Genomic DNA, 21,623 nt, shown 5'->3' on the forward strand with positions numbered 1-21,623 from the left:
GCCGACTGGTTCCGCCCCGCCCGATAATGGCCGCCGCTGCCGAATCCTGTGGGGAGTGGTCGCATGACCCGCCGTGTCAGTCGCCGGTCGTTTCTGGTCGCCGGAGCCGCCACGGCGGGACTGGCGGCGCTACACGATCGGAAGGCGGCCTTCGCCGCGGAACGCCCGGAATGGAACGGCGCCCCGAGCGTTTTCCAGCTGAACCGGGAATCCGCGCGGGCGCGTCTGGTCCCGTTCCCGGACACGGCCGCCGCCCGGGAGGGGAACGAACGCGATTCCCCGTATTTCCACAGCCTGAACGGACGCTGGCGGTTCCACTTCGCGAAGAATCCGGGGGAGCGCCCGGAATCGTTCTGGCGCACCGATTTCGACGATCGGGACTGGGCAACGCTCCCGGTTCCCTCGAACTGGGAGATCGAAGGGTACCCGGAGCCCATCTATCTCAATGTGCGTTATCCCTGGATCGGCTATGAACAACCGCGGCCACCGGATGTGCCGACCGGGTTCAATCCGGTCGGCTCCTATCGGCGGAGGTTCACCGTGGCGCGGGAGTGGGGCGGCCGCCGGGTGCTGCTCTCCTTCCAAGGCGTGAAGTCGGCCTTTTTCGTCTGGGTCAACGGGGAACGCGTCGGGTATAGCGAGGACAGCTACACCCCCGCGGAGTTCGACATCACCGAACGGTTGCGGCCGGGGGAGAATCTGCTCGCGGTCGAGGTGTACCGCTGGTCGGACGGCAGCTGGCTGGAGGACCAGGACATGATCGACCTGTCCGGGATCTTCCGGGAGGTGTACCTGTACGCGGTGCCCATGGTCGGGGTGCACGATGTGTTCGTACGCGCCGGACAGGACGGCGAGCTCCGCGCCACGGTCACGGTGCGCGACCGCAGCGGTGGCGTGCCGGGCCGGCACCGGATCGGCGGACTGCTCTACGACGAGCACGGCGAACGGGTCGCGGAGTTCGGCGCGCCGGTGCCGTTCACCGGATCCGAGGCCACGGTCACCACCGGGACCCGGCTGGCGAATCCGGCGCTGTGGTCGGCGGAGCGCCCGCAGCTGTACACGCTCGTGCTCGGCCTGCACGGTCCGCGGGGGTTCGTCGAGGCGCACCGGGTCCGCGTCGGGTTCCGCACCGTCGAGTACGGACCAGGAACCTTCACGGTGAACGGGAAACCGATCGTGCTGCGCGGGGTCAACCGGCACGAGTCGGATCCGGAACGCGGCCAGGTGCTGACCGAGGAGCGGATGCGTGCGGACATTCGCATCATGAAGCGGCACAACGTGAACGCGGTGCGCACCTCGCATTATCCGAATGATCCGCGCTGGCTCGAACTGTGCGCCGAATACGGACTCTACGTGGTCGACGAGACGAATCTGGAATCGCACGGGGTGCGCGATTTCCTGCCCGGGAGCCTTCCGGAATGGACCGAGGCCTGTGTGGACCGGTTGCGCTCGATGGTGGAGCGGGACAAGAACCATCCCTGTGTGGTGGTGTGGTCGCTCGGCAACGAGGCGGGAGCCGGGCGGAACTTCCAGGTGATGGCCGACTGGGTGCACGAAAGGGATTCCTCCCGGCCGGTGCACTACGAGGGCATGAACGCGGTCGCCGATCTGGAGAGCCGGATGTACGCGAAACCCGATGAGGTGCGCGCCTACGGCGAATCCGGCAACCCGAAACCGTTCATCCTCTGTGAATACGCCCACGCGATGGGCAACAGCGTGGGAAATTTCCGGGAATACTGGGAGATCATCGAGGCCTATCCCAATCTGCACGGCGGGTTCATCTGGGATTTCGTGGACCAGGCGATCCGGTTGCCGAGACCCGGCGGGACCTATCTTTCCTACGGCGGTGACTGGAAGCCGGGTTATCCGACCGACGGCAATTTCTGCTGTAACGGGCTCGTCTCCGCGGACCTTGCCGTGCAACCCGAATTCGCCGAGGTGAAGAAGGTCTACCAGACCGTGCGGATGGCGACGGCCGATGCGCGCGCCGCACGGGTGCGGATCACCAACCTGGCCTTGTTCACCGGCCTCGAGGACTACGTGCTGCACTGGGAGGTCACCGAGAACGGGGACCGGATCCAGCACGGCACCCTGCCCGCCCCGCGGCTCGATCCTGGGGAGGACACCACGATCGCGGTTCCCGTCCAGCGTCCGCCCGCGGCAGCCGGCGCGGAATACTGGCTGAACCTGTCCTTCGCGCTGCGGGCGGACACCACCTGGGCGCGGGCGGGCCACTGTGTCGCCGCCGAACAGCTCGCCCTCGACTGGCCGTCCCCGCCGCGGCCCGAACCGGCCGTGACCGAACAGGTCACGCTCGCCGAGACCACCGCTGAGATCACCGTTTCGGGGCGGGACTTCCTGGTGCGCCTGGACAAGGAGACCGGAGTCCTGAGCGAGTACCGGGACCGTGGGCGGAGTCTGCTCACCGGCGGACCGGTACCGAACTTCTGGCGTGGCCCACTGGACAACGACATCGGCCGGAATTTCCAGCAGACCTCCCGCACCTGGCGGGATGCGGGAACCAAGCGCCGGGTCGAGAGCGTGCGGGTGCGTCGGCCGGGTGCGGGCGAGGTGCTCGTCGAGGTGCGCGCGGTCCTGCCCACGAGTCCCGCACCGTCCACTTGGGACAGTGCGTTCCTGGTGCGCGGGGACGGCGAGGTCCGGGTGCGGCACACACTGCGCCCCGGCCCCGGGCTGCCGGATCTCGCGATGGTCGGCGCCCTGTACACGGTGCCGCCGGGGTTCGAGGATTTTTCCTGGTATGGGCGGGGTCCGCAGGAGAACTACTGGGACCGGCACACCGCGGCGTTTCTCGGCAGCTATCGCAGCACCGTGGACGAGCAGTTCACCCCGTATGTGCGCCCGCAGCAGACGGGGAACGTGACCGGGGTGCGGTGGGCCCGGCTGACCGATGAGCACGGCACCGGGATCGAGGTGGGTGCCGAACCGGAAGGAGAACCCTTGGAGATCAGCGCGCTGCACTACACCCCGTTCGATCTGGACGGTCCGCGGCATCCGCACGAGTTGCGCAGGCGGGCCGAGGTCACGCTCGGGGTGAATCATCGGCAGATGGGTCTTGGCGGCAACGATTCCTGGGGCGCGCCACCGCTCGAACGGTACCTGCTGCACGCCGATCGCGAGTACGGCTACGCGTACCGGCTGCGCGCGGTCCGGGGCACCCGATGATCCCGGCCGCCCCGCGTTACGGATCGGGCGCGCTCGCCGATCTCGCCGGTTCGCTGCTGGCCCGGCTCGGCCTGCCCGGTGCCGAGGATGTGCTCGGGCTCCCGGAAACGCAGAAGGTCTGCCTGCTGCTCGTGGACGGGCTCGGCTGGGAGCTGTTGCGCGAACACCGGGACAGGGCACCGTTTCTGGCCTCGCTCTCCGCGGACCGCGGACCGCTCACCGCCGGGTTTCCGAGCACCACCGCGACGAGCATCTCCTCGATCGGCACCGGCCGCCCCTCCGGGGAACACGGCATCGTCGGCTACTCCTTCGCGGTCGGGGACGGCTCCGTGCTGAACGCGCTGAACTGGTCCGAGGATGTGGTTCCGGAACGGCTGCAGCCAGAGCCGAGCCTGTTCGAGCGCGCGGCCGAAGCCGGGATCGGTGCGCACGTGGTCAGTCCGGCGGAACTCGAGGGCAGCGGGCTCACCCGGGCGGTGCTGCGCGGCGCCCGGTTCCACGGCGTCCACGCGCTCGGGGATCTGGTCTCAGCCAGCCATGCCGCGCTGCGCGAACCGGGTCCGCAGTACTGCTATGCCTACCACGCCGATCTGGACAAGCTCGGGCATCTGTACGGGCCGGGCAGCGATCCGTGGTGCCACCAGCTGGTGCACGTCGACCGGCTCGCCGCCGCGCTCGCGGAAGGACTGCCCACGGGTGGCCTGCTGGCGGTGACCGCGGACCACGGGATGATCGAGGCGGGGGAGCGGGTGGAGTACGAGCACACGCCCGAGCTCGCCGAGGGAGTGCGGACCCTGGCCGGGGAACCGCGGATGCGGCATCTGTATCCGGAGGAAGGCGCGGCCGAACAGGTGTACGCGACCTGGCGGGAACTGCTCGGTGACCGGGCCTGGGTCGTGCGCCGTGAGGAGGCCATCGAGGCGGGCTGGTTCGGTCCGCGGGTCGCCGGGCACGTCCGTCCGCGGATCGGCGCGGTACTCGCCGCCGCGCGCGGGAACACGATCGTCACCCGCTCGGAGACCGAACTCATGTCCCGTTTCCCCGGCCAGCACGGCTCGCTGACCTCCGCCGAACTGGATGTGCCGCTCCTGCTTGCGCGCGGCTGAGCCGTTCAGGACCCGGCGCGGGTCTTGCGTTCGAAGGCGAGATCGCGCGCGGTGTGCAGTGCGGTGCTGATCGCGCCGGAGAGCACCGCCCGCTCACCGAGTTCCCCGGAAACGACCGGCGGGGCCAGCGGGGTGGTGCGGTGCAGCGCCCGCTGCAGCGGCTCGGCGAGCAACCCGGTGTTCGCCCCGATCCCGCCGCCGAGCACGATCAGCTCGGGATCGATCACCGCGGTCACCGAGGCCACGACGAACGCGAGCCGGGTCGCCTCCTCCTCGACGGCCGCGCGGGCGCGGGGATCGCCTTCATGGGCGCGCGCGAACACCTCGCGGGCCGTGCTGACGCCCTGCACCCCGTTGTCGGTGGCGATGCGCACCACCGAATTGGCCGCGGCCGCCGCCTCGAACAGGCCCTGGCGCGGTGGCACCTCGGCATCGCCGTCCACCGGTTCGAAGGGAAACGGCCAGCCGTAGGGCAGATAACCGACCTCGCCGGCCGCTCCGTGCGCCCCGCGGAACAGCGATCCGCCCGCCACGATGCCCATGCCGATCCCGGTGCCGACGGTGATGAAGGCGAACACGTCCACGTCCCGGGCCGCGCCGAGCCGGTGCTCGCCGACCGCGCACAGGTTCGCGTCGTTCTCCACCACGAGCCCCTCGCCGAGCACGGCCTCGAGCTCGTCCAGCAGACCGGCGCGTCCCCAGCCGGGCAGGTTGTGCGCCTGGCGCAGGGTACGGGAAGCGTGGTTGGGCACACCGGGGCTGCCGACCACGGTGGCGAGTACCTGATCGCGCTCGATCCCGGCCTCGGCGACCGCCCGGTTCGCATACTTCTCGATGGTGCGCACCAGGGAGCTCGCCGAGCGGGAGCGGTTGCGCTCGTCGAGGGTGGCGACCACGGTCCCGTCCAGATCGGCCACGGCGAGCCGGAGCCGTTCCGCGCCGATGTCGATGCCGAGCACATGTCCTGCCGAGGGATCGGCCTCGTACACCACGGCCGAGCGACCGGGCCCGGACAGCTCCCGTCCGGCCTCGCGGACGAGCCCGCACTGTTCGAGATCGAGTAGTGCCTGGCCGACCGTCGGCTTGGATATCCCGGTTTCCTTGGCGATCCGCGGGCGGGTAGTGGCACCGGAACGGCGAAGCAGGTCGAGCACCGCGCGCTGATTCAGCTCGCGCAGGCTCGCCGGGGTTCCGGCCTGCGGGGGCTTGCTTGTTGTCACCGCGCTCCTCGGTTGCGTCACCACTGTCGCTGTTTCCCGGGGAGTTTACGCCGCCGCCCTTCCACTTGCCCCCGGCATATGTTAAGAAACTTTCCAAAATAACGAGCAGAGGTGGTTCCAGTGGCGAAACCGCGAGAGGGTGGCTCCTCCGCAGGGTTCGAGCGAAGGCTCGGGCTCGGCCAGGCGACCGCGATCAACATGACGCAGATGTGCGGCATCGGCCCGTTCATCACGATCCCGCTCATCGTGACCGCGATGGGCGGACCGCAGGCGGTCATCGGCTGGGTGGTCGGCGCGCTGCTCGCCCTGCTCGACGGCCTGATCTGGGCCGAGCTCGGGGCCGCGATGCCGGGTGCCGGGGGAACCTATCTGTACCTGCGCGAGGCCTTCCAGTACCGCACCGGGCGATTGATGCCGTTCCTGTTCGTCTGGACCGCGGTGCTCTCCATCCCGCTGATCATGTCCAGCGGAATCATCGGACTGGTGCAGTACCTGGGCTACCTGTGGCCCGCGGTGGTGGACTCCGCGGGCAATCCGAACGTGCTCGGGCACGTGATCGGCATCCTGCTCGTGGGCGCCATCGTGGTGCTGCTCTACCGCAAGGTGGGCGACGTCAGCCGGATCACCACGGTGTTCTTCTGCATCATGCTGTTCTCCATCCTCGCGGTGGTCATCGCGGCCTACACGCATTTCCACCCGGATCTGGCCTTCACCTTCCCGAAGGGCTCGTTCAGCCTCGGCGGGCACTTCTGGATGGGGCTCGGCGCCGGGCTGATGCTCGCGATCTACGACTACCTCGGCTATTACACGACCGCCTACATGGGCGCGGAGATCCGGAATCCCGGGCGCAATCTGCCGCGGTCGATCATCATCTCGGTCATCGGCATCATGCTGCTGTACCTGCTGCTGCAGGTCGGCGTGCTGGGCGCGGTGCCGTGGCAGGAGATCGCGCACTCGAACTCGGCGGCGGCGCTCGTGCTGGAACGCACCTGGGGCTCCGTGGTGGCCAAGGTGCTCACCGTGTTCATCGTGATCACCGCGTTCGCCTCGGTGTTCGCCGGACTGCTCGGCGGTTCCCGGGTGCCCTACGAGGCCGCGAAGGACCGGGTTTTCCTGCCGTGGTTCGGGAAACTGCATCCCCGGCTGCGCTTCCCGCACGTGGGACTGCTGGTACTCGGGGTGATCACCGCACTTGGCTCGTTGCTCGATCTGTCCACGGTGATCTCCATGCTCAACGCGGTGATCGTAGTCGTGCAGGCGGTTGCCCAGGCGGTCGCGCTGATCGTGCTGCGGCGAAGGCAACCGGATCTGCGCAGGCCGTACAAGCAGTGGCTGTACCCGGTGCCCTGTGTGCTGGCCATTCTCGGCTGGATCTACGTGTACATCTCCTCGGGAACGCTGGCGATCGTCATGTCGCTGATCTGGCTCGCCGTCGGGGTGAGCGCCTTCCTGATCTGGGCACGTGTGGAGCGGACCTGGCCGTTCGGGCCGAAGGACATTCAGGAGCGGTTCCTCGGCCAGGACCCTGTGCAAGCCGGATGACTCGGCTAGGGTGCCGCCCGTGGAGCAGAACGAGGATGTCCTACCGCGGGTGCCATTGCCGACCGTCGAACAGAGCTGTGCACGGTTCCTCGACTGGTGCGCCCCGCTGCTCACCACCGAGCAGCTGCGCGAGACCGAGACCGCGGTTGCCGAGTTCCGGGGCGCGCCGGAAGCGGTGGACGCCCAGGCCCGGCTCGCGGAGTACGAGCAGAGCCCGGGGGTGCAGAGCTGGCTGGACGAGTTCTGGGAATTCCGTTACCTCGGCAGGCGGGACCGGATCGCGCTGAACGCGAACTTCTTCTTCCTGTTCGAGGACTCCGGACAGCGCCAGCTTCCGCGCGCGGCAACCCTGCTGCACCGCGCGCTGCGGTACCGGCAGCGCATCCTGGACGGGAAACTCGCTCAGGCGGGCAACCGCGGGCAGCCGGAATCCATGGCGCAGTACGGATTCCTGTTCGGCACCACCCGGATTCCCGGTGAAGGCCAGGACACCGCGCGCCCGCCGGGACCGGCGCGGCACATCGTGGTGTTCGTCCGCGGGCACGCCTTCCGCGTGGATGTGCTCGACGAACAGGGCTTGCCGTACGCGGAAGCGGAACTCGCCGCGGTGCTGGACACGGTCCTCGAAGCGACGGTGGGCAGGGGAGCCGGGGTCGGCGCGCTCACCAGTGCGGCCCGCGCCGAATGGGCCGGGGACCGCCAGGCGCTGCTTGAACTGGGCAACACGCCCGCGCTCGAGACGGTGGAGACGGCGCTGCTGTGCCTGTGCCTGGAGGACGAGCAGCCCGGGGACACCCACGGCAGTTGCGCCCAGCTGCTGCACGGGGACCCCGGCAACCGGTGGTTCGACAAGGCCCTCTCGCTGATCGTGTTCCCGGACGGGACCGCAGGGGTCAACGTGGAGCACTGCCGCTTGGACGGCACCACGATGCTGCATCTGGTGGACGCGATCCTCGGCACGGACGAGGACCAGGACGGTACGGACCAGGACAGCACCGGGGAACCCGGCTACGCGCCGATCTCGTTCACCCTCGACGAGGCACTGCGGGCCCGGATCGCCGAGACCGCGGCCGCGTTCACCGAATACGCGGGCCAGACGGCGACCGAACTGCTCGCGATCGACGATTTCGGGGCCGAGGACGCGAAGGCGCTCGGGGTCTCCCCGGACGCGTTCGTCCAGCTGGCCTATCAGCTCGCGCACCAGCGCGCCAAGGGATTCCTCGGTGCCACCTACGAATCCATCGCCACCCGGCAGTACCGCAACGGGCGCACCGAAGCGATGCGGGTGGTCACCCCGGAGCTGCACCGCTTCGTGACGCTGATGGAGGACCCGGCGGCGAGCGCGGCGGAGCGGATCGCGGCGGCACGCGATGCGGCGCGTGCCCATGTCGCGCGGGCCAAGCAGTGCCAGGCAGGTGCCGCGCCCGAACAACACCTGTGGGAACTGTCCAGGCGCGGTGCGGAGGGTCTCGCGCTCTACGACAGCCCCGGCTGGCGCATCATGCGCTCGGATTACCTGTCCACCAGTTCGGCGCCTTCCCGGCACATTCAGTACTTCGGCTTCGGTTCGACCAGCCCGCAGTGCATCGGTATCGCCTACGTGCTGCTGCCCTCGCGATTCCATGTGCACCTGTGCACCCCGGAGGCGGTACGCGAACCGATGCAGGTCTTCGCCCGCGAACTGTCCGGGGCGATCGCTGAACTGCGCAGCTTGCTGGGGTGAGTCACCGCTCGCGCAGCATCGTTGCCCCGACGGTGGCCCGTGGGTCGCGGGCCCGCCAGGAACCGGACTCCACGGCCGCCAGGAAATCGGCGAGGGCGGCGTTGAACGAATCCGGCTCCTCGAGGTTCGCGGTGTGCCCGGTGCGTTCGAGCACCCGCAGGCCCGCCGTGGGGATCGTGCGCTTGAGCAGCAGGGCCGGTTCGAGGCAGCCGTCGTCCTCGTCCCCGGTGAGCACCAGCGTGGGCACCCGCAGTTCCGCGAGCCGGTCGGTGAGCTCATAGAGGGAGGGACGCAGGCGCTGCACGCCGAGCATCGTCAGCCGGGCACCGAGCGGATCGTGCTCGGCGAGCCGCTCGTGGAATTCGGCCCAGCCCCGCGGATCCTTGTTCTGGAATTGCACCCGGGACGGCCCGCGCGCGTACCACTCGGCGACCGCGCGGGCTCCCGTTTCGGTGTAGGCCTCGGCCACCTTCTCGCACTCGGCGGCGAATCCCGCTCGCTTGTCCGGGGCGGCCCCGTAACCGACCCCGGCCACTACGAGCGAGGCGGCGCGTTCGGGATGGTCGAGGCCGAGATGCAGCGTGCAGAATCCGCCCATGGACAGGCCCACGATGTGCGCGCGTTCGATGCCCAGCCCGTCCAGCACGGCGATCGCGTCGGCCACCGCCCGCTGCTGCGAGTAGGCCGAGGCATCCGCGGGCACCCCGGAGGGCGGATAACCGCGCGCCGCGTAGCTCACGCACCGGTACTGCCGGGAGAACCGCCGCAGCTGTGGTTCCCAGCTGCGATGGTCACCGGCGAACTCGTGCACGAACAGGATCGGGAACCCGGTTCCGGTCTCCTCGACGAACAGCCGGACACCGTCGTCCGTAGTGACGTAGGCCATGGCAAATGGTATACCATGTTTCATGCAGATCCAGAACGAAGTCCGGCTCGCGATCCCGCCCGAGCGGTTGTTCCCGCTGCTGTGCGAGGTGGAGCGGATCGCGCCCTGCCTTCCGGGAGCGAGCCTGGACGGGCGGGACGGCGAGGCCTACACCGGGACGGTGCGGATCAAGGTCGGCCCGATCGCCTCGCAGTACGCGGGGAAGGTGCGGTTCCTCGAACTGGACGAGACCAACCGGCGCGCCGTGCTCTCCGCGCGTGGCACCGAACAGCACGGCGGGGGGAACGCGGAGGCGAAAGTGGTGGCCACGGTCACCGCGGACGGCGAGGGGGCCAGCGTGCTGCACCTTGCCACGGATCTGGACATCCGCGGCAAGGTCGCACAGTTCGGCAGGGGAGTGCTCGGTGACGTCTCGCAACGGCTGATCGAGCAGTTCGCCCGCAATCTCGGGGAACGGCTCGCCGGTGGCGGCCTGGACACCGCGGGCACCGACGGGGCCACCGACAGTGCGCAGCAGTCCGCGCCCGCCGTCACACCACCGGAAGCCGGAGCGGTGGACGGGCTCGGCCTGGTGCTGGCCCCGCTACTGCGCCGCGCGGCCCCGGTGCTGGCCGGGGCGGTGGGCGGATTCCTCGCCGGACTGGTCCTGCGGCGGCGGGGCGGCCGGGAGATCACGGTGAAGCTGATCATTCCGAGGGACCCCGCTGGTCAAGGCGGGTAGGGAAGGCGCAGGATAGGGGTATGAGTAAGGCGCCACGCGAGGACATCGACGAATCCGCCATCGAGGTCGGCCACCCCAAGGAATGGGCAGTGGGCATACCAGGGGTGATGGTCTCGCTCAAACGCGGAATGGAGCAGATGGGACCGGTCCGCACGGTGCGCACGCTGCGCCTGCTGAACCAGACCCAGGGCTACGACTGCCCCGGTTGCGCCTGGCCGGATCCGCTCGGGCACCGCAAACCCGCCGAGTTCTGCGAGAACGGGGCGAAGGCGGTCGCCGAGGAAGCCACGAAACGGCGCGTGGAACGGGACTTCTTCGCCACGCACAGCCTCGAAGAGCTGGACGCGAAGACGGACTACTGGCTCGGCCAGCAGGGCAGGCTCACCGAGCCGATGGTCCGCAGGGAGGGCGCGAGCCACTACGAGCCGATCTCCTGGGAGGACGCTTTCGCGCTCGTCGCGGAGAAGCTGCACGCCCTCGACTCGCCGGACCAGGCCGCCTTCTACACCTCCGGGCGCACCAGCAACGAGGCCGCCTTCCTCTACCAGCTCATGGTGCGTGCCTTCGGCACCAACAACCTGCCGGACTGCTCCAACATGTGTCACGAGTCCTCGGGCGCGGCGCTCTCCGAGACCATCGGCATCGGCAAGGGCTCGGTGACCCTGGAGGACATCGGCAAGGCCGACCTGATCGTGGTCGTCGGGCAGAACCCGGGAACCAACCATCCGCGGATGCTCTCCGCCCTCGAGGAGGCCAAGGAAGGCGGCGCGAAGATCATCGCGGTCAACCCGCTTCCCGAGGCAGGGCTGATGCGGTTCAAGAACCCGCAGCGCCCGCTGAAGGTCTTCGGTGAGGGCACCTCACTGGCCGACGAGTTCTGCCAGATCCGGCTCGGCGGCGATCTGGCGCTGTTCGCCGCGATCGGGCAGCTGCTGCTCGAAGCGGACGCGGTGGACCACGAGTTCGTCGAGCAGTACGGCCACGGATTCGCCGAGTACGCCGAGCACCTGCGCGGGCTGGACTGGGCCGCCGTGGAGCGCGCCACCGGGTTGGAGCTCGACCAGATCCGGCGGGTCGCCGACCTGTTCGCCGGGTCCGAGCGCACCATCGTGTGCTGGGCGATGGGACTGACCCAGCACAAGCACGCGGTACCCACCATCCGCGAGGTCATGAACGTGCTGCTGATGCGCGGCATGATGGGCAAGCCGGGCGCGGGTGCCTGCCCGGTGCGCGGCCACTCGAACGTGCAAGGCGACCGGACCATGGGCGTGTGGGAGAAGATGCCGGACGCTTTCCTCGACGCGCTGGAGAAGCGGTTCGGGGTGCCCATGCCGCGCGAGCACGGCTTCGACACGGTGGACGCGATCCGCGCCATGAACGCCGGGGATGTGCGGGTGTTCTTCGGGGTCGGCGGGAACTTCGTCGCCGCGACCCCGGACACCGAGGCCACCGAGAAGGGGCTGCGGGACTGCGACCTCACGGTGCAGGTGTCGACGAAACTCAACCGTTCGCACGCGGTCGCCGGGCGCACGGCGCTGATCCTGCCGACCCTCGGGCGCACCGAACGCGACCGGCAGGAGGGCGGGGACCAGTTCGTCACCGTCGAGGACTCGATGTCCATGGTGCACGCCTCGCGCGGGCGGCTGGCCCCGGCTTCCGAGCAGCTGCGCTCCGAGGTCGCGATCGTCTGCGGGGTGGCCCGCGCGCTGTTCGGCGAGCAGCACCCGATTCCGTGGCAGCGCTTCGAGCGGGACTACGACGCGATCCGGGACGCGATCGCGGCGGTGGTGCCCGGCTGCGCCGACTACAACCAGCGGGTCCGCACCAAGAACGGTTTCGTGCTCCCGCATCCGCCGCGGGACTCGCGGGAATTCCCCACCGCCACGGGGAAAGCGAACTTCACCGTGAACGAGTTCGAGGCGCCGAGCGCCCCGAAGGGGCGGCTGCTGCTGCAGACCATGCGCAGCCACGATCAGTACAACACCACGATCTACGGGCTTTCCGACCGGTATCGGGGCATCGAGAACGGCAGGCGGGTCGTGTTCGTGAACGAGAAGGACCTCGCCGAACTCGGCCTCAGCAACGGCCAGATCGTCGACCTGGTCAGCGAATGGGCCGACGGGGAGCGGCGCGCGGAGCGGTTCCGGATCGTCGACTACCCGACCACGGAGGGCTGCGCGGCCGCCTACTTCCCGGAGGCCAACCCGCTCGTTCCGCTGGAGTCCACCGCGGCCGCCTCGAACACACCGACCTCGAAGTCGATCGTGGTGCGCCTGGAACCGCGTAGCTGAGCGGGCCCGGTCAGGCCTCGCGCAGCCCGCGCAGGTTCCGGTCCAGAGCGGTCAGGCCGAACAGCAGCAGCCCGGCGCCGCACAGCACGAGGCCGAGCACGCCGAGCCCGTCATCGCTGACCCCGGTGCCGAAACACAGGGCGAGCACACTGGTCGAGGCGAGCGCGCCGATGTACTGCGAGGTGCGGAACAACCCGCTCAGGGTGCCGATCCGGTCCAGTGGTGCCTGCGCATAGAGCGCGGTCTGGTTGGCCACCGTGGCCAGCCCCTGACCGAGGCCGAAGCAGAACCCGACCGCGACGAGCACCCCGAGCGCGGTGTCCGAGCTCAGGAACAGCAGCGCGAGGCTGCCCGCGAGCAAGGTGGCCGCGGTGAGCATCAGTCGGCCCCGCGCCCTGATGCCGAGGCGGTTGCCGAACGCGGACAGCAGCACGGTGGTCAGCGACATCGGCAGCAGGGCGACTCCGATCGCGGAGTCGCCGAGCTGCCCGGTGTGCGCCAGCCACTGCGGATAGCCGTACAGGAAGGCGTAGATCGCCAGATAGGCCAGCGCCTGCCTGCCGTAGGTGCGCAGCAGGGCGCCGTTCCCGGCGAGGGCGCGCAGATCGAGGAACGGTTCCCGGGCGCGCAGCTGCCACCACACCAGCACCGCGGCCAGTGCCGCACCGGTGAGCAGCAATGGCATCGAGGGGGTGGTGCCGAGCAGCAGCAGGGCGAGCAGGGTGGCCGAGAACAGACCGATCCCGGCGAGGTCGATCCCGCGTGCGGAACCGGCGCGCCGTAGCTGGTCGGCGGGCAGCCAGAGCAGCGCCAGCACCAGGCCCGCCAGGGCGAGCGGGATGTTCACCGCGAAGGTCGCCTGCCAGCCGAGGGCACTGGTCAGGAACGCGCCGAGGGTGGGACCGGCGGCCATGGAGGCCTGGGTGGAGGTGGCCACCGTGGCGAGCACCCCGCCGGGCACCGTTTCCAGGCCGAGCGCGCTCGTGCGCTGTTTGATGATCGCCATCGCGGCCGGGAACCCGCTTGCCGTGCCGAAGCCGAGCACGACGCGGACCACGAGCAATACCCACAGGCTGGGCGCGAGCATCCCGGCGAGCCCGGCGAGGGCGACAAGGACCAGGCCGGTGCAGAGCACCCGGCGCGGGCCGTAACGATCCACGAGGCGGCCCATGATCGGCTGGGCGATGGCGGTGGCCAGGTAGAGCACGGTCACCAGCCAGACGGTGTGTGCCGGTGACGCGTCGAACTGCCGGCCGATCGGGGTGAGGGTCACCGCGATCATCGAGGAGTTGATGGCGTTGAGCAGGGTGCCGAGAACGAGCGGGGCGAGGAACCGGGGACCGAACGCGGTCCGGCCCGCGACCTGTTCCGGTGCCGCGGTCATGCGGTGCCGGCGAGAACGGGGGCGGCGGGCACGTAGATCGTGGCCTCCGCGAGCACCCGGGCCGAGCGGGACAGTCGCACTCCGGTCAGCTCACCCTCGGCGTCCAGCACCGGCATTCCGGTGACCACGCCTGCCGGGGTGCCGATGCGCAGTGGGCCGTCCGGGGCGCCGGTGATCCGCTCCACCGTACTCCCGGGGACGACCGCGGCGGCGAGCACCGCGACCACGGAGGTGAGCCCGATGGAGGGGTGCGGGGCGTGCATCGAGGCCATCCGAACCGCGATGTCGAATTCCCCGGCACCCACCGGCTTTCCTTCGGCGGTGTGGTAATCGGCGGGTGCTCCGACCACACCGAGCTTGGGCACGGCGTGGTCCACGGGATCCTCCGGGGCGCGCAGGCCCATGCGCACGGCTGCCTCGGCACGCAGCGGCAGCAGGTCGTGCAGCGCCTCGGCGAAGCGGGGGAGCGGTTCGGTTCCGGTGAGGCCGACCGCCTCCGCGTCGAGCAGTGCGGCCGGGGCACCGGCGTCGACCAGGCTCAGCGGGACAGAGTTCCCTTGCAGGTTCAGGAAATCCAGCCCGTTCCCACTCGGCAGCAGTCGTCCGGTTGCCGGGCCGACCGGGTGGCGGAACTCCAGGTCCACGCCGACTCCGTGCCCGGTCACCCCGGGGACCACCGCCCCGCCGTGCCTGGGCACGATGCCGCCGGGGGTGCGCACCACCGCGTCGATGCGCGCCCCGGTGTTGCCGTTCCACATGCGCACGCGGGTGTCGTCCCCGTGCGGCGACACGAATCCGTTGTGCACCGCGTACAGACCCACCGCCGTGGCGCAGTTGCCGCAGTTGCTTCCCCATTCCACCCGGCGATCACCGATGCCGACCTGACCGAAGGTGTACTGCACATCCACGTCCTCGGCAGCGGCCGAACCGACCACGGCGGCCTTCGAGGTCGTGGAGGTTCCGGCACCGACCCCGTCGAGTTGTTTGGCGTCCGCGGACCCGAACGCGGCAGGCCAGACCCGTTCCAGGGCCTCGCGTTCCGGGCTCACCTCGGTCGCGTCGAACAACCAGCACTTGCTCGTTCCGCCGCGGACGAGGGTGCCCCGTATCGGTTCTACCTGACCATGCGTAGTAGCCATACACATTCCCTGCGAGAATAAGGAAATCGCCGTTGAATTCCGGATGTGCGATTCCGAAAAAGCTCGCCCTTCGAGCTGAAAGCCTTGTTCGATGATCCGATTCTAAACAGGGGTGGTGACCAAATGTAAAGGTCGACTCACCCGCTGGCGGTATGTGGGCTAGTGCACGTTCTGCGGTTTTTCGTCCAGTTTACCTGGATTTTCCTCGTCTATCGCTTTGTGTTGGGAACTTGATGGCTCGTGAACCGATATTCCACGCCTGGCGCTCCCTGTTGCGGGGTCGTCGGCGGGTTCGGATCGAATGTTACACGAGGATCCGATTCTCCCGGTACTGTAATCCGGCGTTCATTTCGGGATTCCTCGTATTTCCTGGATCAGGTGAAATTCGTGTTTCCGGGACGAAAAAGTCGGGCCGAAACTACTGCTCCGTGACGGCGTGCTGTTCGGCGGTGTTTACGTTCAGGGTGAAAATATCGGGCCGGGCATAATGACCGACCGCGTCGAAGTCGTATTTGCCTTCGGTGATCCTGCCGAGATCGAGTTCGGCGTGCAGCACGGTCTCGCCCTCGGTCGCCGGTCCGGCCAGAATTTCCCCGAGCGGGTCGACGATGACCGAGGCACCGCGGCAGAGGACCTCGTCCGGATCGCCGGTCTCCAGCGGATAGTCGGCCGGGAAATCACTGCGCCGGGCGAACTGGTTGGCGGCCAGTACGAAACAGCGGCCCTCGCAGGCGATGTGGCGCATGCTGGCCACCCAGCTGTCCCGGGGATCGGCGGTGGGCGCGCAGTAGAGCTGCACGCCCTTGGCGTACATGTGCATCCGCATCGCGGGCATGTAGTTCTCCCAGCAGATGACGGTGCCGATGCGCCCGATGGCCGTGTCGTGGACGGGCATGGTGGAACCGTCGCCGAAGCCCCACACCAGCCGCTCGCTCCCGGTCGGCATGAGCTTGCGATGCTTGCCGAGCAGTTCACCGTCCGCGTCGAAGGTGAGTGCGGTGCAGTAGAGCGTGTCGCCACCGCGTTCGATCACCCCGATCACGAGCCGGCAGCCGTGCCGTGCCGCGATCCGGCCGAGCCGTTCGGTCGCCGGCCCCGGCACGGTGATCGAGGATTCGGCGTAGCGGCGGTAGAGTTCCCGTCCCTGTGCGGAACGGGAACCGACCACCGCGCCGAAGCTCGCCCCGCGCGGATAGCCGGAGACGAAGGCCTCGGGGAACACCAGCAGATCGACCGCACCGGCCTCGGCGGCCAGCCGCTCCACCTTGTCCAGTGTCGCTTCCAGATCGAAGGTCACCGGGGCGGCCTGGACGACGGCGGCACGGACCTTGTTCATGAACGGCTCTCCTCGGCTCGGCGATGGCATCAGTCAACCATACTGCGGCTCCGCCTTCGCCGTGGATGTGTTGGCAGTACGGGATTTTCCACCGGTCTCCGGGTACCGGAGCACCCCGATCAGCGAGACGATCGCGGTGGCGATGAGGTAGAACGCGGCACCGAGCTGCATACCGGTCCCGTTCACCACGGCGGTCAGGATCAGCGGGGTGGCCCCGCCGAACACGGAGATTCCGACGCTGTAGCTGATGGACATCCCGGTATAGCGCACCCTGGTCGGGAACATCTCGGCCATCGCGGTCGCCGAACTGCCGAGGCACACCGAGAGCGCGAGGTTGAGCAGCAGGTACCCGGTGACGACCGAGGCCGTGGTGCCCGCGAGCACCAGGTAGTACACCGGAATCGCCAGCACCGCGATGGCGATGGCGCTGGTGATCAGGAACGGTTTGCGCCTGCCGATCCGGTCGGAGAACATCGCCCAGAACGGCACCGCGATCACCAGGGCGAGGGTGCCGATCAGGGTGGCGGTGAACACCAGGGACTGGGAAACCCCGGCGCGCTGCACCAGAAACGCCGGCCAGAACCCGCTGATCATGTAGGTGGCGGTGGTGCCGACGATGCAGAAGCACACGATCTTGACCACGGTACGCCAGTGCTCGCGCAGCACGACCACGATCGGCGCACTCGCCGGCTCGCGGTTTCCCGCTTCCTGCTTGAATTCCTGCGTCTCGTCCACTTTCAGGCGCAGATAGAGTCCGAGCAGCCCGAGCGGAAGGGTGAGCAGGAACGGCAACCGCCAGCCCCAGTCGTTCAGCGCCGCACCGGACAGGGTGGCGGTGAGGATTGTGCCGATGGCGGTGGCGATCACGGTCGCGGCGAACTGGGTGAACATCTGCCAGCTGCCATAGAGCGCGCGTTTGTGCTCCGGTGCGTTCTCCACCATGAACGCGGTCGCCCCGCCGAATTCGCCGCCGGTACAGAAACCCTGCACCACCCGTGCGATCACCAGCAGGACCGGCGCGGCGAGCCCGATCGTGTTCGCGGTGGGGAGCGCGCCGATGACGAAGGTGGCCACCGAGATCCCGAGAATGGTGACCGCGAGGGTTCCCCGCCGTCCCATGCGATCGCCGAAATGACCGAAGACGACCGCGCCGAGTGGACGGAGCACGAACGAGACACCGAATGCCGCGAACGTGAGCAACAGCGAGGATTCGCCTTCCCCCGGGAAGAAATTCAGCGCGATGGCCGCGGAGAAAATACCGTAGAGACCGAATTCGAAGAAATCGATGAAATTGCCGATGGAGGCGGCGACCACGGTTTTGCGCCGCATCGCCGCCTCGGCCGCGGTACCCATCGGTTCCTCACTTCGCGGTACGGGTCAGGCCGAGCTGGGCATAGAGCGCGGCACCGTCGGAAAGCACCCGGTCGTCGAACACCGCGAGCGGGGAATGGTTGTAGGCCGCGGTTTCCGGGTCACCCTCGGGCGGCACCGCGCCGAGCATCACGAAGCTGCCCGGCACCTCGCCGAGGACCCGGGAGAAGTCCTCCGAGCCGGTCAGCGGATCGGCGAGCACCTGATGGCGCTCGGCGCCGAACAGCTCCTCGATCACCCCGCCGGTGAACGCGGTCTCCTCGGCATCGGTGACGGTGGGCGGATAACCGGACTGATAGTCGATCTCCACATCCACCCGGTGGCTCGCGGCGATCCCGCCGAGCACGGTGCGAACCCGTTCCTGCACCCGTTCGCGCGCGGTCTCGCTGAAGGTGCGCACGGTGGCGTCGAACCGCGCGGTTTCCGGGATCACGTTGCTCACCGCGCCCGCGTGCAGCGAACCGACCGAGATGACCACGGGATCGAACACGTCGAACTGACGGGTGATCATGCTCTGCAACGCGGTGACCATCTCGCTGATCGCGGTGACCGGATCGGAGGTGAACTGCGGGGCCGAACCGTGGCCTCCGCTGCCGTGCACCTCGACGTGCAGGGTGTCCGACGCGGACATGATGGTTCCCTTGCGGGTGGCGAAGACTCCGTGCGGCAACCGCATGGAGGACACGTGCACGGCGTAGGCGGCATCGGTGTCCTTGCCACCCGCGGAGAGCACACCCTCGTCGAGCATCACCGAGGCGCCGTCGTAACCCTCCTCTCCGGGCTGGAACATGAACACGATGTCCCCGGCGAGTTTGTCGCGCTGCCCGGCGAGCAAGTGCGCGGCGCCGAGCAGCATGCTGGTGTGCAGATCGTGCCCGCAGGCGTGCATCCGGTTCGCCACCCGGGAGGTGTAGTCGAGCCCGGTGTTCTCCTGCACGGGCAGGGCATCCATGTCCCCGCGCAGCAACACGGTCGGTCCTTCCCCGGTGCCGCGCAGGGTCGCGGTGACCGAGGTGGTGCCGGTGCCGGTCCCGATCTCGAGCGGGAGGCCGTCCAGCGCGGTGAGCACTTTTTCCTGGGTCCGGGGGAGGTCGAGACCGATCTCGGGTTCGGTGTGCAGGGCGTGCCGCCAGTGCACCAGTTGTTCCTGCATGGCCCGGGCATCTTCCAGTACCGACACGGATACCTCCTTGTAAACGTGACCGTCGCCGAGGTTCTGGGCAGCTGCCGGGGAGTGTGCGATAGTGCCCGCTGACACGGTGTGAATCGTGGATTTCGCGCAAGGTTCCGGCGAGAGGACGATGAATCGTGCAACCGCAGCTGAGCGAGGATGACCTTGCGTTGCTGCACGCGTTACAGATCGCGCCGCGAGCCGGATGGGCCGAGCTCGCCAGGGTGCTCGGTTCGACCCCGGCGACCCTCGCCGCCCGCTGGGAGCGCCTGCACTCGACCGGGACCGCCTGGATCACGGTGTCCCCCAGGGCGATCGGGCAACGGGTGCAGAGCGCGATGCTGGAGATCGAGCTGGAGGGCGCGCGCAAGGACGACGCGATCGCCGCGCTGTGCCGGGATCCGCGGGCGGTCACCATCGAGGAGACCGCATCAGGACGGGATCTCGTGGTCACCACCTTCGCCAGGGAACAGGCGGCGCTGGCCGCGTTCGTGCTGGACGATCTGCCCCGGATCTCCGGTGTCCGGCGAGTGGCGATGCACCTGATCACGGCGGTGCACCGGGAAGGAGGGGACTGGCGGCTGGACGCGCTCGACCGGGGCCAGCAGTCCGCGCTGCTCGCCGCGGTACGGGCCGGGGAACCGAGGAACCACATCCCGGAGGGCTATCTGCCGGTGATCGACGCCCTCGCGCGGGACGGGCGGGCCAGCGCTGCCCAGATCGCGCGGCGCACCGGACGCAATCCCGCGACCGTGCGCCGCCAGGTCACCCGGCTCATCGAATCGGATGTGCTCGGCTTCCGGTGCGAGGTCGCCCAGCTGCGGTCCCGCTGGCCGATCGTGTACACCTGGTTCGCCAGGGTCCCGATGAGCGCGATGGAGCGCACCGTGCGGGCGCTGGCCACGCTCCCCGAACTGCGGCTGTGCCTTTCGATCTCCGGAAAGGCGAACCTGGTGTTCGCGGTGTGGGCGCGTTCTCCCGGCGACCTGATGCGCCTGGAACACCGGATGAACGAGAAACTGCCCTGGCTGACCCTGCTCGAATCGGTGCAGACCCTGCGCATGCCCAAGCGAATGGGCTGGCTGCTGGATGGCTACGGGCGCAGCCGCGGCGAGTTCGTCGAACCGGCCGCGGTACACGCGGCGGTCGGCTGATCAGCCACGGACGACGCCGGGTGCTCCACCGAGTGCCGCTTCGAAGGCGTGCGCGGCACGCAGCAGCGCAGCCTCGGCCCGGTGCGGGCCGATCACCTGCAGCCCGATCGGCAGCCCGTCCTCGGTGAATCCCGCGGGCAGGGAGAGGGCGGGGCAACCGGTCGCGGAGATCAGATAGGCCGAGCGCATCCAGTCGAGGTAGTCGTGCATGGCCTGTCCGGCGACCTCGGCCGGGTACTCGAGTTCCGCGGGGAACGGCGGGACCTGGCTGACCGGTGCGAGCAGGATGTCGTAGCGGGTGAAGAATTCGCGTACCCGGTCGAACAGTTCGGTATGCCGCGCCTCGGCCCGCATCACATCCGCGGCGCTGAGCGCCAGTCCGGCGCGGGCGTTCTCGGCGAGGCTGGGCTTGACCACATCCAGGTGCTCGGCGAAGCCGTATCCGAGCTGGGCGGCGCGCAGCGTCCGGAACACCTCGTCGGCCCCGTCCAGGTTCGGGCAGTCGGGCCGCACCGCGCAGCCGGTATCGGCGATGGCTCGCACCGCGCGTTCCAGGGTCGCGGTGACGGACGGATCGACCGGGACCCGGCCGCCGAGATCGGGCGCCCAGGCCACGCGCAGCCCGCGCACGTCGCATTCCAGCGGCCCCGCGAACCCCGCGCCCGGTTCCCCGAGCGCGATCGGGGAACGCGGATCGGGACCGGCGAGCACGGAGAGCAGCAGCGCGCAGTCGGCGACGGTGCGCGCCATCGGGCCCTGCACCGACATGGTCTGCCAGCCGAGCACATCCGGCCAGCTCGGCACCCGGCCGGGGGAGGGGCGCAGCCCGACGACCCCGCAGAAGGAGGCCGGATTCCGCAGTGAGCCGCCCATATCGCTGCCCTCGGCTAGCGGGGTCATCCCACAGGCCAGCGCCGCGGCCGCGCCGCCGCTGCTGCCGCCCGCGGACCGGCCGGTGTCGTGCGGATTGCGGGTGGTGCCGAACACCGGGTTGAAGGTGTGCGAACCCATCGCGAACTCGGGGACGTTGGTCTTGCCGATGGTGATCGCGCCCGCCGCGCGCATCCGCTCCACGACGAGCTCATCGCGTTCGGGAACGTGCTCGGCGAACAGCGGGGAACCGAAGGTGGTGCGCAAGCCCGCGGTCTCGTGGGTGTCCTTGTGCGCGATGGGGATTCCGTGCAGCGGACCGGTTTCCGCGCCCGAGCTGAGCTTGCGATCGGCCTCGTCCGCCTCGTCGAGGGCACGCTCCGGGCAAAGCGTGACCACGGCGTTGATGTCCGGATTGACGGCCTCGATGCGGTCCAGATGGGCGCTTACCACCTCGCGCGCCGAGACCTCTCCCGTGGTGAGCAGTGCGGAAAGCTCGCGCGCGTCCATGGACGTGATCTCA

The 21,623-nt window shown here is 69.1% G+C and carries 15 protein-coding genes; 7 read left to right on the forward strand and 8 right to left on the reverse strand.

Annotated elements, in window-relative coordinates:
• Nucleotides 1–63 precede the first annotated feature (63 nt).
• Both lacZ and AD72_RS32420 read left to right on the forward strand, forming a co-directional pair.
• Nucleotides 64–3,186 carry a beta-galactosidase, LacZ type gene (gene lacZ / locus AD72_RS32415; RefSeq protein ID WP_031470456.1) on the forward strand — a complete coding sequence of 1,041 codons (3,123 nt, stop codon included), beginning with the start codon at nt 64–66 and terminating at the stop codon, nt 3,184–3,186.
• Nucleotides 3,183–4,292: an alkaline phosphatase family protein gene (locus AD72_RS32420; protein ID WP_031470457.1), complete on the forward strand. Its 1,110-nt coding sequence runs from the start codon at nt 3,183–3,185 to the stop codon at nt 4,290–4,292. Before lacZ ends, AD72_RS32420 begins: the two co-directional genes overlap by 4 nt.
• A 5-nt stretch (nt 4,293–4,297) precedes the next feature.
• Here the strand turns inward: AD72_RS32420 and AD72_RS32425 are convergent, their stop codons facing one another.
• Entirely contained in the window at nt 4,298–5,512 is a 1,215-nt protein-coding gene (locus AD72_RS32425; protein ID WP_031470458.1) for an ROK family transcriptional regulator, read from the reverse strand.
• Between the two features lie 120 nt (nt 5,513–5,632).
• Here AD72_RS32425 and AD72_RS32430 point away from each other — a divergent pair, with 120 nt between their 5' ends.
• Both AD72_RS32430 and AD72_RS32435 read left to right on the forward strand, forming a co-directional pair.
• Nucleotides 5,633–7,054: an APC family permease gene (locus tag AD72_RS32430; RefSeq protein ID WP_031470459.1), complete on the forward strand. Its 1,422-nt coding sequence runs from the start codon at nt 5,633–5,635 to the stop codon at nt 7,052–7,054.
• A gap of 19 nt (nt 7,055–7,073) precedes the next feature.
• The gene (locus AD72_RS32435) at nt 7,074–8,777 is read left to right on the forward strand and encodes a choline/carnitine O-acyltransferase (protein ID WP_231645099.1); all 1,704 of its coding nucleotides are present in this window, start codon (nt 7,074–7,076) and stop codon (nt 8,775–8,777) included.
• Between the two features lies 1 nt (nt 8,778).
• Here the strand turns inward: AD72_RS32435 and AD72_RS32440 are convergent, their stop codons facing one another.
• Nucleotides 8,779–9,663, reverse strand: coding sequence for an alpha/beta fold hydrolase (locus AD72_RS32440; RefSeq protein ID WP_031470461.1), 885 nt, complete (start codon nt 9,661–9,663; stop codon nt 8,779–8,781).
• Between the two features lie 22 nt (nt 9,664–9,685).
• Between AD72_RS32440 and AD72_RS32445 the strand changes: the two genes are divergently transcribed.
• Together AD72_RS32445 and AD72_RS32450 are read left to right on the forward strand one after the other, a co-directional pair.
• Nucleotides 9,686–10,384, forward strand: a complete 699-nt coding sequence (locus tag AD72_RS32445) for an SRPBCC family protein (protein ID WP_031470462.1) — start codon at nt 9,686–9,688, stop codon at nt 10,382–10,384.
• A gap of 20 nt (nt 10,385–10,404) precedes the next feature.
• Nucleotides 10,405–12,675 (forward strand): FdhF/YdeP family oxidoreductase, encoded by a 2,271-nt coding sequence (locus tag AD72_RS32450; protein ID WP_031470463.1) that lies wholly within the window; start codon nt 10,405–10,407, stop codon nt 12,673–12,675.
• 10 nt (nt 12,676–12,685) lie between these two features.
• Here AD72_RS32450 and AD72_RS32455 read toward each other — a convergent pair whose 3' ends face one another.
• The 5 genes from AD72_RS32455 to AD72_RS32475 form a co-directional block, all read right to left on the reverse strand.
• Nucleotides 12,686–14,059, reverse strand: a complete 1,374-nt coding sequence (locus AD72_RS32455; RefSeq protein ID WP_031470464.1) for an MFS transporter — start codon at nt 14,057–14,059, stop codon at nt 12,686–12,688.
• A complete protein-coding gene (locus AD72_RS32460; protein ID WP_031470465.1) occupies nt 14,056–15,198 on the reverse strand; it encodes a PrpF domain-containing protein in 1,143 nt (380 codons plus the stop codon). Before AD72_RS32460 ends, AD72_RS32455 begins: the two co-directional genes overlap by 4 nt.
• A gap of 418 nt (nt 15,199–15,616) precedes the next feature.
• Nucleotides 15,617–16,534 carry a carbon-nitrogen hydrolase family protein gene (locus AD72_RS32465; RefSeq protein ID WP_031470466.1) on the reverse strand — a complete coding sequence of 306 codons (918 nt, stop codon included), beginning with the start codon at nt 16,532–16,534 and terminating at the stop codon, nt 15,617–15,619.
• A 33-nt stretch (nt 16,535–16,567) separates the two neighbouring features.
• Nucleotides 16,568–17,887: an MFS transporter gene (locus AD72_RS32470; protein ID WP_031470467.1), complete on the reverse strand. Its 1,320-nt coding sequence runs from the start codon at nt 17,885–17,887 to the stop codon at nt 16,568–16,570.
• 7 nt (nt 17,888–17,894) lie between these two features.
• Nucleotides 17,895–19,085, reverse strand: a complete 1,191-nt coding sequence (locus AD72_RS32475; protein ID WP_031470468.1) for a M20 metallopeptidase family protein — start codon at nt 19,083–19,085, stop codon at nt 17,895–17,897.
• 128 nt (nt 19,086–19,213) lie between these two features.
• On the opposite strand from AD72_RS32475, the gene AD72_RS32480 reads away from it, so the two are divergent.
• On the forward strand, nt 19,214–20,230 hold the full coding sequence (locus tag AD72_RS32480; protein ID WP_031470469.1) for an Lrp/AsnC family transcriptional regulator: 1,017 nt from the start codon (nt 19,214–19,216) through the stop codon (nt 20,228–20,230).
• Here AD72_RS32480 and AD72_RS32485 read toward each other — a convergent pair.
• The coding region (locus tag AD72_RS32485) for an amidase (protein ID WP_031470470.1) at nt 20,231–21,623 on the reverse strand (1,393 nt) is incomplete at its 5' end.

The organism is Sciscionella sediminilitoris, from assembly GCF_000737195.2.
In the GTDB taxonomy this organism is placed as follows: Bacteria; Actinomycetota; Actinomycetes; order Mycobacteriales; family Pseudonocardiaceae; genus Sciscionella; species Sciscionella sediminilitoris.